Source organism: Sulfitobacter sp. S223, from assembly GCF_025143825.1.
Lineage (GTDB): Bacteria > Pseudomonadota > Alphaproteobacteria > Rhodobacterales > Rhodobacteraceae > Sulfitobacter.
In genome coordinates, this window is the sequence record NZ_CP083560.1 from 2,138,575 (window position 1) to 2,151,571 (window position 12,997).

Annotated in this window: 13 protein-coding genes; 8 read left to right on the top strand and 5 right to left on the bottom strand. The window is 58.6% G+C overall.

The window, feature by feature from the left end:
* Positions 1 to 2 precede the first annotated feature (2 nt).
* The 4 genes from K3757_RS10275 to K3757_RS10290 all read right to left on the bottom strand — a co-directional run bounded on the left by K3757_RS10275 (position 3) and on the right by K3757_RS10290 (position 5,002).
* Positions 3 to 683 (bottom strand): TRAP transporter small permease, encoded by a 681-nt coding sequence (locus tag K3757_RS10275; protein ID WP_259995320.1) that lies wholly within the window; start codon positions 681 to 683, stop codon positions 3 to 5.
* A 94-nt stretch (positions 684 to 777) separates the two neighbouring features.
* Positions 778 to 1,773: a DctP family TRAP transporter solute-binding subunit gene (locus tag K3757_RS10280; protein ID WP_259995321.1), complete on the bottom strand. Its 996-nt coding sequence runs from the start codon at positions 1,771 to 1,773 to the stop codon at positions 778 to 780.
* 248 nt (positions 1,774 to 2,021) lie between these two features.
* Positions 2,022 to 3,260, bottom strand: a complete 1,239-nt coding sequence (locus tag K3757_RS10285; protein WP_259995322.1) for a sigma-54 dependent transcriptional regulator — start codon at positions 3,258 to 3,260, stop codon at positions 2,022 to 2,024.
* Positions 3,257 to 5,002: an ATP-binding protein gene (locus K3757_RS10290; protein ID WP_259995323.1), complete on the bottom strand. Its 1,746-nt coding sequence runs from the start codon at positions 5,000 to 5,002 to the stop codon at positions 3,257 to 3,259. Before K3757_RS10290 ends, K3757_RS10285 begins: the two co-directional genes overlap by 4 nt.
* A 60-nt stretch (positions 5,003 to 5,062) precedes the next feature.
* On the opposite strand from K3757_RS10290, the gene K3757_RS10295 reads away from it, so the two are divergent.
* Positions 5,063 to 6,247 (top strand): cytochrome P450, encoded by a 1,185-nt coding sequence (locus K3757_RS10295; RefSeq protein ID WP_259995325.1) that lies wholly within the window; start codon positions 5,063 to 5,065, stop codon positions 6,245 to 6,247.
* Here the strand turns inward: K3757_RS10295 and K3757_RS10300 are convergent.
* Entirely contained in the window at positions 6,244 to 6,705 is a 462-nt protein-coding gene (locus K3757_RS10300) for an Lrp/AsnC family transcriptional regulator (protein ID WP_259995327.1), read from the bottom strand. The two genes, K3757_RS10295 and K3757_RS10300, sit on opposite strands and share 4 nt — an antisense overlap.
* A 139-nt stretch (positions 6,706 to 6,844) precedes the next feature.
* Here K3757_RS10300 and cysG point away from each other — a divergent pair, with 139 nt between their 5' ends.
* From cysG to K3757_RS10335, 7 genes are all read left to right on the top strand, one after another.
* On the top strand, positions 6,845 to 8,239 hold the full coding sequence (cysG, locus tag K3757_RS10305; protein WP_259995329.1) for a siroheme synthase CysG: 1,395 nt from the start codon (positions 6,845 to 6,847) through the stop codon (positions 8,237 to 8,239).
* Positions 8,239 to 8,535 (top strand): DUF2849 domain-containing protein, encoded by a 297-nt coding sequence (locus tag K3757_RS10310; protein ID WP_259995331.1) that lies wholly within the window; start codon positions 8,239 to 8,241, stop codon positions 8,533 to 8,535. Before cysG ends, K3757_RS10310 begins: the two co-directional genes overlap by 1 nt.
* Positions 8,535 to 10,199: a nitrite/sulfite reductase gene (locus K3757_RS10315; protein ID WP_259995333.1), complete on the top strand. Its 1,665-nt coding sequence runs from the start codon at positions 8,535 to 8,537 to the stop codon at positions 10,197 to 10,199. The genes K3757_RS10310 and K3757_RS10315 overlap by 1 nt, the downstream gene beginning before the upstream one ends.
* Positions 10,189 to 10,911, top strand: coding sequence for a phosphoadenylyl-sulfate reductase (locus tag K3757_RS10320; protein ID WP_259995335.1), 723 nt, complete (start codon positions 10,189 to 10,191; stop codon positions 10,909 to 10,911). The genes K3757_RS10315 and K3757_RS10320 overlap by 11 nt, the downstream gene beginning before the upstream one ends.
* On the top strand, positions 10,908 to 11,309 hold the full coding sequence (locus tag K3757_RS10325) for a DUF934 domain-containing protein (protein WP_259995337.1): 402 nt from the start codon (positions 10,908 to 10,910) through the stop codon (positions 11,307 to 11,309). The genes K3757_RS10320 and K3757_RS10325 overlap by 4 nt, the downstream gene beginning before the upstream one ends.
* Before the next feature lie 70 nt (positions 11,310 to 11,379).
* Complete coding sequence (locus K3757_RS10330; protein ID WP_259995339.1) at positions 11,380 to 12,228, top strand: ferredoxin--NADP reductase; 849 nt, start codon at positions 11,380 to 11,382, stop codon at positions 12,226 to 12,228.
* A 75-nt stretch (positions 12,229 to 12,303) separates the two neighbouring features.
* Complete coding sequence (locus K3757_RS10335; RefSeq protein WP_259995341.1) at positions 12,304 to 12,984, top strand: M50 family metallopeptidase; 681 nt, start codon at positions 12,304 to 12,306, stop codon at positions 12,982 to 12,984.
* Positions 12,985 to 12,997: the final 13 nt, after the last annotated feature.

The following is a 12,997-nucleotide window of genomic DNA, read 5'->3' on the forward strand; positions in this document are numbered from 1 at the left end:
GCTCAGTTCCCCGCGTTCATATGTTGGACATCTTTGATGTCATCTTCTGCTTCATGGCTCACGATCAGGCTGGTTGCGTCGCCGCGCCAGACGCGGAAGAAGGCCTGAATGAACCGGAATAACAGCAAAGCCATCCCAAACGGCAGCATCGCATAAGGAATGAAGCGCGGCAGTTTTTCGTAGGCTTCACCCTCGTTCATGATCGGCTCAATCCAGCGGAGCCATTCGGGGAACGGGATATCGATCACCTCGTACCAGGCCTGATCGCGCGTATTGGCAAATCCTGTTGGAAACCAGCGGCCTGTTGTTGCATCCAAGCCGGCGAAAGGTGCCCAGTAGTCCCAAGCACCCTTCAGTAGGAAGGCTGCATAGAGGATGCAGATCGCGCCTGCGATCAATGCAAGCACCCGTCGTACGGACGGTGAAAACAGATTGATCACCGCATCCACGCCCAGTTGTGCTGTCACTTTGACCGTGTAGCTAACACCAAAAAGAACAAGCCACGCAAAAAGGAAGGTGACTGATTCAAGCCCCCAGATCAGGCCAGTGTTAAAACCATAGCGCAACACAACATTGATAAAGGTAATGATCGTCATCAGGCCCAGAAGGACAGCAATCGCGGTCTCTTCGATTTCGTTAACGATGCGGCCTATTGCCGTCTTTGCCACGTAAGCATGTGCCATGAAACACTCCTGCTGATGGGGGGATAGCACGCGATGCGTGCAAAACTTCACCCCGCCCGTCATGTGCAGGCGGGGTGTGTTAGACCCTTAGGTCTTAGTGCTTGGCGTTGATCGCCTGAGCTGCGTCGATGTTCTCTTGGCCAACGTCGGCCTTGAACTCTTCCCAGACAGGTTTCATTGCAGAAACCCATGCCTCACGGCCTGCTGCGTCCAGTTCACGTACGACGCCGCCTGCTTCAAGGATCGCGGCCTTGGCGGCTGCGTTCACATTGGTGGATTCAGCGTTACGTGCTGCAGTCACTTCGTCCACGATGGTGGACAGCTGCGTGCGCACGTCTTCTGGCAGACCCTCGAACCAGTCTGTCGATGTCACCAGCATGTAGTCGATGATACCGTGGTTGGTTTCGGTGATACCGTCCTGCACTTCAAAGAACTTCTGGCCGTAGATGTTGGACCATGTGTTCTCTTGCCCGTCGACAACGCCGGTTTGCAGCGCGCCATATACTTCGGAGAATGCCATTGGCTGTGGGGATGCACCCATCGCCGCCATCTGTGCTTTGAGAACGTCAGAGTTCTGCACGCGGAACTTCAGGCCGTCTGCATCTGTCGGCAGGTTCAGCGGCTTGTTGGCCGACATCTGCTTCATGCCATTGTGCCAGAACGCAAGGCCCAGCAGGCCGCGGCGTGTCATGGATTCTTTCATCGCCTGACCGGTTTCGGAGTTCTGGAACTCGTCCACGGCATTGATGTTTTTGAACATGAAGGGCAGATCGAAGATGCGGAATACTTTGGTGAACTGCTCGAACTTGGACAGCGAGGGTGCTGCCATCTGAACGTCACCCTGAAGCAGCGCTTCGAGAACCTGGTCATCGTTATACAATGTAGACTGCGGGAAAACTTCCATGCAGGCTTTGCCGTTCATCTCTTCGTTGACGCGGCTTTCCAGCAACGAGGCTGCGATGCCTTTAGGGTGCTTGTCTGTGTTGGTGACGTGGCTCAGCTTGATGACGATTTCGCCGTCGTCGCATGCAGCAGATACAGCGCCAGCTGACAGAGTGATGGCCATAACGGCCGCGGTTACAAATTTCATGATGTCTCCTCCCAGAGAATTTGATCACAGGGCGGCTTTTCGCCGCGCTGAACGCACTATTTAGCGACAGCTCGCCCACTGCAAGCGCCCTGTCATACTGACACTAAAATTACCGATTTTGCTGAAATATTAAAAGCTTACCAAAAACCATCCGAGATGGTAGCGCCAACATCTATCCGTATCCGTGCGGAAATCCGCACCGCGATCCGGCAAGCTGTGCGGAAATCCGCACAACCATACCGACCGACTCAGGGGCGAAAGTCTTCGGGTTTGATCGCGTAACGCGCGCACTTGTCGTAAAACGTCTTGCGCGGCAGCTTGAGAACACGGGCAGCCTCGCTTGCTTGTCCGTCTGTCCGCCGCAGCGCCCCTTCGATAAGGGACTGCTCAATCTGGGCCATATGCGCGACCAGGCCCAAGCTCTCGTCGACCTGCTCTTGCTTGTCACCATCACTCATCCCCATGACAAAGCGCATCGCTTCGGTCATCAGGGAACGGGCATTGCCCGGCCAGTCACGCGCCATCAAAGCCGCCTCAAGTTGCGGCGTGATCTGCGGTGCTGGTTGACCGCTTTGCTCGGCGGCTTGTGCAACGTACCGGTAAAACAGAACCGGAATGTCATCTCGGCGCTCGGCCAGCGACGGGATGCGCACAGGCATCACATTCAGGCGGTAGTAAAGGTCCGCATTGAAACGCCCCGCCTCCAATTCCGCTGAAAGATCACGGGTCGAACCGGCAATAAGCCGCGTGGCAGGGGCACCGTCCAGCGTTTCGGCCAACGCGAGCTGGCTCTGGGCGGGCAGCCTGCTGACTTCATCTATGAACAGGCTTCCGCCTTCGCCCTCTTCATAAGCAGCGGCCAACGCATCGGCGTCCAGATCATGGGCGGCACGTTTGATAAACGGGCGCTTAGAGCGGAGCGAGCATAGGTGGATGACTTCGGCTACTTTTGAAATGCCCGTGCCCTGAGCACCGGTGATCATCACGTCGCCTTGCGCTTGTGCCACGCGACGGACGTGATTGCGCAAGCCCTGCGCCTGTTCGGATGTCCCGAAGATCATCCGCTCTGCCGGATCGCCGTGATCGACCATCTCGCGCAGCTCGCGGTTCTCAAGCACCAGCGCACGGGTCTTGAGGGCGCGCCTAACAACAGCCAACAAGTCATTTGCCGCACAGGGTTTTTCCAGAAACCCGAATGTGCCCTCACCCATCGCTTTAACGGCCATTGGAATATCGCCCTCTCCGGTGAGCAAAATCACCGGCAAATCAGGGTCTATCCCGCGCACATAGGACAGCAGGTGAAACCCGTCCCGCCCCGGCATACGGATGTCCGATATGATCACCCCGTCAAACTGCGCCGAGATATGGTCAGCCGCGACGACAAAGGCGCTGGCTGTGATACACGTGAGGTCTGCCAGCTCAAGCGTCTGGGACAGGGCCTCGCAGATGGCGGCATCATCATCGACCAGAAGGACAGTCTTGCTCATGCGGCTCTTTCCTGTGTCATAGGTTGCAACGTCACGGTGAAACACGCGCCGCCATCGGTGTTGTGCGCGCGAATCTCGCCATCGACACTTTGGACGATGGCATAGCTGATCGACAGACCCAGCCCCATCCCCTTGGCCGCGCCGACGTCTTTGGTCGAATAAAAAGGATCAAACACCTTCTCCGGCGCGGTTATGCCGTGGCCACTGTCGGTGATCATTGCCGTCACACCGTGCGGCTCCAACCGGATCACAATCTCAAGCCTGCGCTTCTGGACATCCATCATTGCATCCAGCGCGTTGGATATAAGGTTCACGAAAACCTGCGCCAGCCGCACTTCGCCGCCCCGAACCCAGACCGGCGCATCGGGCGCATCATAGACCAGTTCAACATCCATGTCGTTCCGCCGCGCTTGTGTCAGGTCTAGCGCAGATGCAATAACCACGCCCAGATCGACTTGCACCTGCTTCACCGTCTCTTGTTTGGAGAATGCGCGAAGGTTCTTGATAATGCGGCCCATCCGGTGCGCCATCTCCGAGATACGGGTCAGATTTTCTGTCGCCCGTTCCGGCGCGCCGCGTTCAATGAATTTCACGCCGTTTTCCGCAAAGGACTGGACGGCCATCAGCGGCTGGTTCAGCTCATGGCTGATGCCGGCACTCAGCTGTCCCAAGGCGCTAAGCTTGCTTGCTTGCACCAGATCGTCTTGCGCGCGTGCAAGTGCCATCTGCGCCTGTGTCCGCTCTGCCGCTTCGCGGCGCAATTCGTTATTAATGTCGCGCAGCGCTTGGGTACGTGCCCGCACCCGCGCCTCCAACTGGGCATTGGCCCGCGCCAATGTCCGCCGCCGTTCGGTTGCCAGAAACAACAGCGCGCCAAAAGCCAGAAAAAGCGCGGCGACCGCGGCTGCCTGCGCATTGGCCAGACGCCGCACAACGGCCACATCCATCAACACTTCTCCCCGCATCCCGATCACAGGCAAATCCTGCACCAGATGCAAAGCCACGTCAGGCAGATAAGGGCCCCATCCCAGATGCCAAATCTCATGCGGGCCGATATAGCTGGCGTCAAACGCAGGCTCGTTCCCCAGTGGCGGGCGCAACCCCGGCGCGCCTTTTGGGCGTTCCCAGTAAATCAGCTCGGACCGGTTCGAGACCTGGACCTGTCCACGCGCATCGGTGAAAAATACAGGTGGCGTATCGCCGCGCCACGCATAATCGACCGAGCTGAGATCTGTGGACACCACCAAAGCGCCCAACACGCGACCCTGCCCGCCAAAAACCGGCGCTGCGTAAAAGTAATTTCGCCCCGTCTCTAATCCCGAACCATAACCACGCCCCAACGCACCGTTAAGGGCGCGGCGGACATATGCCATCGCATTCGCGCTGCCAGCGCCGTCCCCCGCGGCGGCAAGAACGCGCCCCGTCCGGTCAATCACCATGACATCCAGCGCAGCAGAGCGGTCCGCCACACCCTGCAACAAAGCAGTATCTTCGGGGCGCACGGTCCCTTCAAGCACTTGCAGAACCTGTGGATGGTCAGCCATGACAACCGCCAGATCGCGGTAGCGTTGTAGCTGCCCGACCAAGCGGTCACTGGCCAGCGCCAGATCGGCCGCCCCCCGCGCAGACAGCCGTTCCAACCCTTGATGGGTCGCATAGCGCCAGACCGAAACGCTCAGCACGGCGACGCAGATCAGAAAACCAACAATGCTCAGGCCGCGCCTGCCAAACCTGTATCTCATGAGCGGTAATTTATCTGCTGGCCCTTGCATTTACCAGCACAACTGCGCTTTCTGCCGCCTATGCAGCGCCTCTCCCAATCTCCGCTTGATCCTGACTTTGTCCAGAACCCCTATCCCTTCTATGATCGTGCCCGCGCATGTGGGCCGGTAGTTTTCTGGGAAGACTACGGATTCCCCGCGGCTTTTGATGCGGCCACGGTGCAGGCCCTGCTGCGCGATCGCCGTCTGGGCCGTGCTGTCCCGCCTGAACAGGCGACACCGGTGCCGCCGCACCTTGCCCCTTTTTATGCGGTAGAGCGCCATTCCCTGCTTGAGCTTGAGCGCCCCGATCACACCCGACTGCGCAGTCTGGTCTTGCGCGCCTTCACCTCGCGCCGGATTGCCGCGTTAGAGCCGGATATAAAAGCAGTCACTTCCGAGCTGTTGGATAACCTTCCCCGCGCAGGCACCTTTGACCTGATCCCAAGCTATTGCACACAACTGCCAGTGCGCATTATCGCGCGGCTGCTCGGCGTGCCAGAGGCCTTGGCCCCCGATCTGCTGCGCTGGTCCAACGCCATGGTGGCGATGTATCAAGCCGGCCGGACCCGCGCGATCGAAGACGCAGCAGCACAGGCCGCAGCGGAGTTTTCGGATTTTCTGTCAGCCTATATCGAAATGCGCAGAAGCACCCCCGCAGATGACCTGATTTCAGAGCTGATAAACGCCCAGCAGGACGGATCACGGCTGAGCACGGAGGAGATGATCAGCACCTGCGTGCTGTTGCTGAATGCAGGTCATGAGGCGACGGTGCACAGTTTGGGCAATGCGGTCAAATGCCTGATTGAGGAAGAAACGCCGGTTGCGGCTTTAGCTCCACAATCCGTTGCTGCGACATGCGAAGAACTGCTGCGCTACACGCCGCCGCTGCACATGTTTGACCGCTATGTTTACGAAGATGTCGAACTTGGCGGCGTCACGCTTGAAAAAGGCAGCCGCGTCGGTCTTGTCCTTGCTGCAGCGGGTCGTGATCCGGCTGTGTTTGAGAATGCCCACCGGTTCTTGCCAACCCGCCCGCCAAAACCGCACGCCGCTTTTGGCGGGGGTCTGCATTTTTGCCTAGGCGCACCTCTGGCGCGCATGGAAATGCAGATCGCGCTTCCTGCACTTTTCGCGCATCTTCCGACACTACAGCTCGATACCGCCCCGCAATTTGCAAACACGTACCATTTTCACAAGCTCGACGCACTTATGGTCAGCGCCTAAAGCGGCAACATCGTCGTTGATTTGATCTGCTCCATCGACAGTAGCGCCGTGACATTATGCACCCGCACCTCTGAAATCAGCGCCTGATAGAAACGGTCATAGGCGCGCGCGTTCTCGACCCGCACCTTAAGGATATAGTCGATATCACCCGCCAGCCGGTGCGCCTCTTGCACCTCGGGGCGATCGCGCAGTGCCTTCAGGAATTTGGCCTGCCACTCGGCCTCATGCTCGGACGTGCGGATCAGAACGAAAAAACACGCCTCCAGCCCCAGTGCATCGGCGTCAAGCACGACTGTATGCTGGCCGATCACGCCAGCCTCCCGCATTTTGCGGATTCTGTTCCACACGGGCGTCTTTGATGACCCCACTTCGCGCGCAATATCGTCCAGCGACTGGCTTGCATCGCGTTGCAACGCCGCCAGAATTTTCCTGTCAGTCTCGTCAATCCGGACAGTCATTCCGTTTCCCCCAAATTTGCAAAACGCATGTTCCAACTGAGCGGTACAGTAGAACAATCATCCTTATATATCCAGACATATGGCAAATTATCAGAACAGTATTCTATTATACAGCAGCAACGCAGAGGACAGGTGACCGATGGACCATTTCCCGATTTTCCTAAGCACACAGAACTCCCGCATCATTGTGTCCGGCGGGGGTGATGCCGCGCTGGCCAAGCTCCGCCTGCTGATGAAAACACGTGCGCGGATCACCGTATTCGCCGCCGAACCCGCCCGCGAGATCGAGCAATGGCATCACGAAGGGCGGCTGACACTTGTGTCCCGCGCGATGGAGCACGGAGACGCCGTCTGCGCCAAGCTGTTCTACGGCGCGAACGAGGATGCCACCGAAGATGCCCGCACCGCCCTTTTGGCGCGTGCCTGCGGTGCATTGATCAACATCGTGGACAACCTTGAAGACAGCCAGTTCATCACGCCCGCCATCGTGGACCGTGATCCTGTGACCATCGCCATCGGTACCGAAGGCGCCGCCCCTGTTCTGGCCCGCGCGATCAAAGCGGATCTGGAAGAACGCCTGCCACAAAGCCTTGGCACACTGGCGCGTATCGGCAAGACGTTCCGCAAGGCATCCTATGCCCTGTCCTTTGGCCGTGCGCGCCGCGATTTCTGGCGCGCGTTCTATTTTGATGCAGGCCCCAAAGCGATCAGCGAAGGTGAGGAACAGGTCCTGCCCGCGCTTGAAGACCTTCTGGATACACATTTGAACAAAACTGCCCGCGTGGGCCACGTGGCCTTTGTTGGCGGCGGCCCCGGCGATCCGGAACTGTTGACGCTGAAAGCGCGCCGCGCGCTGGATGAGGCTGACGTGGTGATCTACGACCGCCTGATCACGCCCGAAATTCTGGAACTGGCCCGCCGCGAGGCAACCATGATTGATGTAGGTAAAGAAGGCTTTGGCCATCATACCCCGCAGGAATACATCAACGCATTGCTCGTTGAACACGCGCAGGCTGGCGCACAGGTTGTGCGGTTGAAATCCGGTGATGCCACCGTTTTTGGCCGTCTTGACGAAGAGATTGACGCGGTCGATGCGCATGGCATTGGCTGGAACATTGTTCCGGGCATCACGTCTGCCTCTGCTGCGGTGGCCGCAATCGGGCAAAGCCTGACAAAGCGCGGGCGCAATGCCTCTGTCCGGTTCCTGACAGGCCATGACACCCGCGGTTTTGCCGACCATGACTGGCGCGCTTTGGCCCAGCCCAATGAGGTTGCGGCGATCTATATGGGCAAGAAATCTGCCCGCTTTGTGCAAGGCCGCCTGCTGATGCACGGCGCAGACCGCCACACGCCTCTCACCATCATCGAAAACGCCAGCCGCGCAGACCAGCGCGTGCTGGAGACAACGCTGGACGCCCTGCCCGCCGCCCTTGAGGCTGCACAGCTTGGCGGTCCCGCACTGACCTTTCTGGGGCTCGCCCCGCGTGCCGCGCTTGCCGCGGCCCCCTCTCTCAAGCTTGAGGAATTTGCATAATGGCTAAATCATTCGAACCGTCCGTCATCACAGCCAATGCGCTGCTGGAAGGTGATGTTGTTTACCTGCGCGGCACCGATTGGGTCCGCGACCTGCAAGATGCGGATGTCCTTACCGACGAAGCCGATGCGCAGCTGCGCCTGATCGAAGCCTCTGCGCGCAGTGCCGAAGTGGTGGGCGTCTACCTTACCGCTGTTGATCCGGCACAGGGCCAGATCAACACCACCCACTTCCGTGAGGCGTTCCGCGCGACTGGCCCCTCCAACTATGCCCATGGCAAACAGGAGAACGTATAATGTACGCCTATTCCGATTTTGATACGCAGTTCATCGCGCAGCGCAACGCACAGTTCCGTTCCCAGGTAGAGCGCCGGATTGACGGCAGCCTCACCGAGGACGAATTCAAACCCTTGCGCCTGATGAACGGCCTGTACCTTCAATTGCACGCCTACATGCTGCGCGTGGCCATACCCTATGGCACGCTGAACAGCGGCCAGATGAACAAGCTGGCCGATATCGCGGACAAATGGGACAAGGGCTACGGCCACTTCACCACGCGCCAGAACATCCAGTACAACTGGCCAGAGCTGCGCGATGTGCCGGACATGCTTGATGCGCTGGCCGAGGTGGACATGCACGCGATCCAGACATCCGGTAACACCATCCGCAACGTGACCGCCGACCATTTTGCCGGTGCCGCAGCAGATGAGATCGCCGACCCGCGCCCGATTGCCGAGCTGATCCGCCAGTGGTCAACGGACCACCCTGAATTCCAGTTCCTGCCGCGCAAATTCAAGGTTGCCGTTTCCGGCGCATCGCATGACCGTGCGGTGTTGAAAGCTCATGACATCGGCCTGCAAATCGTTGAGCAAGACGGCGCACGCGGCTACCGCGTCATCGTCGGTGGCGGTCTTGGCCGGACGCCGATGATCGGCAAGGTGCTCTATGATTTCGTGGCCTCCGAAGACCTGCTGCCCACACTTGAAGCTATCGTCAGTGTCTATAACCTGTTGGGCCGCCGAGATAATAAATACAAAGCTCGCATCAAAATCACCGTGCACGAAAACGGGATCGAGGACATCCGCGCGCGCGTTGATGCCCGCTATAAACTGATCCGTCCGCAGTTCACGGGCGTTGACCAGCAGATGCTGTCGCGGATCGAGGCAGACTTTGCCCTTCCCGAATTTGTGACCAAATCATTGGCCGCATATGAGACCGCTTACACCAACGATCCGGTTTTCCGCGCATGGGCTGATACGAACCTCAGCGATCACCGCGCGCCGGGATATGCGATTGTGTCCATCTCTCTCAAGGCGCATGGCGCGACACCGGGCGATGCGACATCCCATCAGATGCGCGTCATGGCGGATCTTGCGGCAGAATACGGCCACAACGAGTTGCGCATTTCCCATGAGCAGAACGTGATCCTGCCACACGTCCACCGCGCTGATCTGCCAGCCCTGCACGCCCGCTTGAAAGAGGCGGGTCTGGGCACCGCAAATATCGGTCTGATCTCGGACATTATCGCCTGCCCCGGCATGGATTACTGCGCGCTGGCAACGGCACGCTCTATCCCGATCGCTCAGGAAATCGCGACCCGCTTTGACGATTTGAAGCTTGAGCATGATGTGGGCCCGCTGAAGATCAAGATTTCCGGCTGCATCAACGCCTGCGGACACCACCATGTGGGCCACATCGGCATCCTTGGGTTGGACCGCGCAGGCGTGGAGAATTACCAGATCACACTGGGCGGTGACGGCACCGAAGACGCAAGCATTGGCGAACGCGCCGGTCCCGGTTTTTCCGCCGAGGAAATCATCCCCGCAATCGAGCGGTTGGTAATGGCCTATCTGGACCTGCGCAGCGAACGCGCAGAGACTTTCTTGCAAACCTATCGCCGCCTCGGGCTTGCCCCCTTCAAGGCTGCCCTTTACCCGCAGGCTAAAGCCGATGCCGCTTGATCAACCCATAAATGCGCGTGTTGACGCGCTAAACACGGCGCTGAAACACCACGCCGCAGCCGATGTGCTGCGGCGTGCATTTCAGGCCGCGCCCAATCTGGCGCTAGTCTCCAGCTTCGGGGCGGAAAGCGTGGCGTTGCTGCATTTGGCAGCGACAGTGAAGCCCGATGTGCAGGTTCTGTTCATCGACACGATGCTGCTGTTCCCCGAAACGCTGACTTACCAACGCGAGGTGGCCAAAAAACTGGGCCTGCACCGTGTACAGGTCTTGCGCGCGGATACACTGGCTGAAGACCCTGACAACACCCTGCACCAGCGCGATACAGACGCCTGCTGTGACCTGCGCAAAACCCGCGTTCTGGATCAAGCGCTCAAGGGATTTGACGGCTGGATCACAGGGCGCAAGCGCTACCAGTCCGGCAACCGCGCCGAATTGCCCGCCTTTGAGGTGGAAGCAGGCACAGGCCGGATCAAGGTCAACCCGTTGGCACACTGGACCAGTGCAGACGTTCAGGAATATATGGCTGAAAACGCCCTGCCGCGGCATCCTTTGGTTGCACGGGGCTATCCTTCGATCGGTTGTGCTCCTTGCACATCGCCGGTCGCCGAAGGTGAAGACCCGCGCGCAGGTCGCTGGCGCGGGCAGGAAAAAGATGAATGTGGCATCCATTTTGTCGACGGCAAAATGGTCCGTACAGGAGCAACACAATGAGCATTATTGTAAATGACAGCGGCTTTTCCGCCGACAATTGGACCCGTGGCTATTGCACAACCGGCGCGGCCAATGACTGCGTGGCCCTTGATCTGGCTTCGGACATAGTCCCAGAAAACATCGTGCTGACACCGACGCTTGAGATGATCCGCGTGGATTTCCCGTCATCCGCAGACGGGCGCGGGTTCACCATCGCGCGTGCCTTGCGCCTGCGTGGCTACACGGGCCGATTGCGCGCCCGAGGCCATGTGTTGGCGGATCAATACGCCATGGCGCGGCGCAGCGGATTTGACGAGGTCGAAATTGACGAAGCCCTTGCTGCACGCCAGCCACAGGATCAATGGCAGTTCCGCGCGGACTGGCAATCCGGCGATTACCAGGCCCGCCTGCGCGGCTAAGCGGCGCATTGCGCCCATCCTCCCCCTTGTCTAAGAAAAGGACCGTGGAGCATTGCTCTGCGGAGAAATCATGACCGAGCATTCCCCAGTGACCCTTGATACAGCAAAAGCCGTTCCAACCCTGCCCGATGCGCAGACCGTTACCTCTGTGAAACACTGGACGGACCGGTTGTTTTCCTTCCGCGTCACGCGGCCCGCATCCTTGCGCTTTCGCTCGGGTGAATTTGTGATGATCGGCTTGATGGGAGAGCCACACCCAGAGACAGGTAAAATCAAACCCCTGCTGCGTGCCTACTCCATCGCCTCACCTGCGTGGGACGACGAATTGGAATTCTATTCGATCAAGGTGCAGGACGGCCCACTGACGTCGCGGCTTCAGCACATCCAGCCGGGCGACGAGATAATCTTGCGGCCCAAGCCTGTGGGCACGCTGGTGCATGACGCACTGCTGCCGGGCAAACGCATCTGGTTCTTCTCCACAGGCACCGGTTTTGCGCCCTTCGCAAGCCTGCTGCGCGAGCCTGAAACCTATGAGAAATTCGACGAAGTTATCATCACCCACACCTGCCGCGATGTGGCCGAACTTGAATATTCGCGCCAGTTGATCGAAGAGCTGAAAGCGGACGAGATGATGCAAGAGCTGATCGGCACCGAGAATCTTGCCAAAATTCGTTACTATCCGACCACAACGCGCGAACAAAGCCCGAAGATGGGCCGCATCACCACGCTTCTGGAAGACGGCACCGTGTTCCGCGATCTGGGCATTGACGGTATATCGGTGGACACTGACCGCGCGATGGTTTGCGGCTCCATGGGGCTGAACGTGGATATCAAAGCCGTGCTTGAAGGCTTTGGCCTTGAAGAAGGCGCAAACTCCGATCCCAAACACTATGTGGTAGAAAAAGCCTTTGTCGGCTAATCATTAGCCAACACATCGGTAAAAGCTTGGGCGGCGCGAATTGACATTTGTGCCGCCTTTCAGCGTGATGACCCGATGACATATATCAAATCACATTGGCAACTTCTGACGATCACTGTGCTTGTTTTTGCGCTGTGGCACACGCCCGTTGTGGTGCCGTTGAAAATCCTCGTCGTTTTCCTGCATGAACTGTCGCACGCTGTCGCGGCATGGCTGACAGGTGGCTCGGTCGAGCAGATATCACTCTCCGCCGCTCAGGGCGGGTTCGCCGTGACCCGTGGTGGCAGCAGGTTTGCGATTCTATCGGCGGGATATCTTGGATCTTTGGTGATGGGGGTGCTCTTATTGCTCGCAGCTTTGCGCAGCACCGCTGACCGCTATGTCACCGCGTTTCTGGGCGCGATGATGCTGTTGATCACAGTGCTTTATGTGCGTGACTTGTTTGCAGTCGGGTTCTGCGTGGCCGGAGGGATCGTGCTGTTGGGCATGGCGCGTTTTCTAAGCCATTCCACCAACGATCTGGCGCTGCGCGTGATTGGATTGACCAGCGTTATCTACGTTCCGTTTGATATCTTCGACGACACCATCGCACGGGCGGGGATGCCATCGGACGCCTATATGCTGGCAGCAGAATTCGGCGGAACAACCATGCTCTGGGGAGGCCTGTGGCTGCTCCTCAGCTTTCTGGTTATTGCCGTCAGTTTGCGCCGCATTCTGGGGTCTGGCAGCAATATCTCCCTGCCCCCGCGCCCATAAAAAAAGCCGCCCC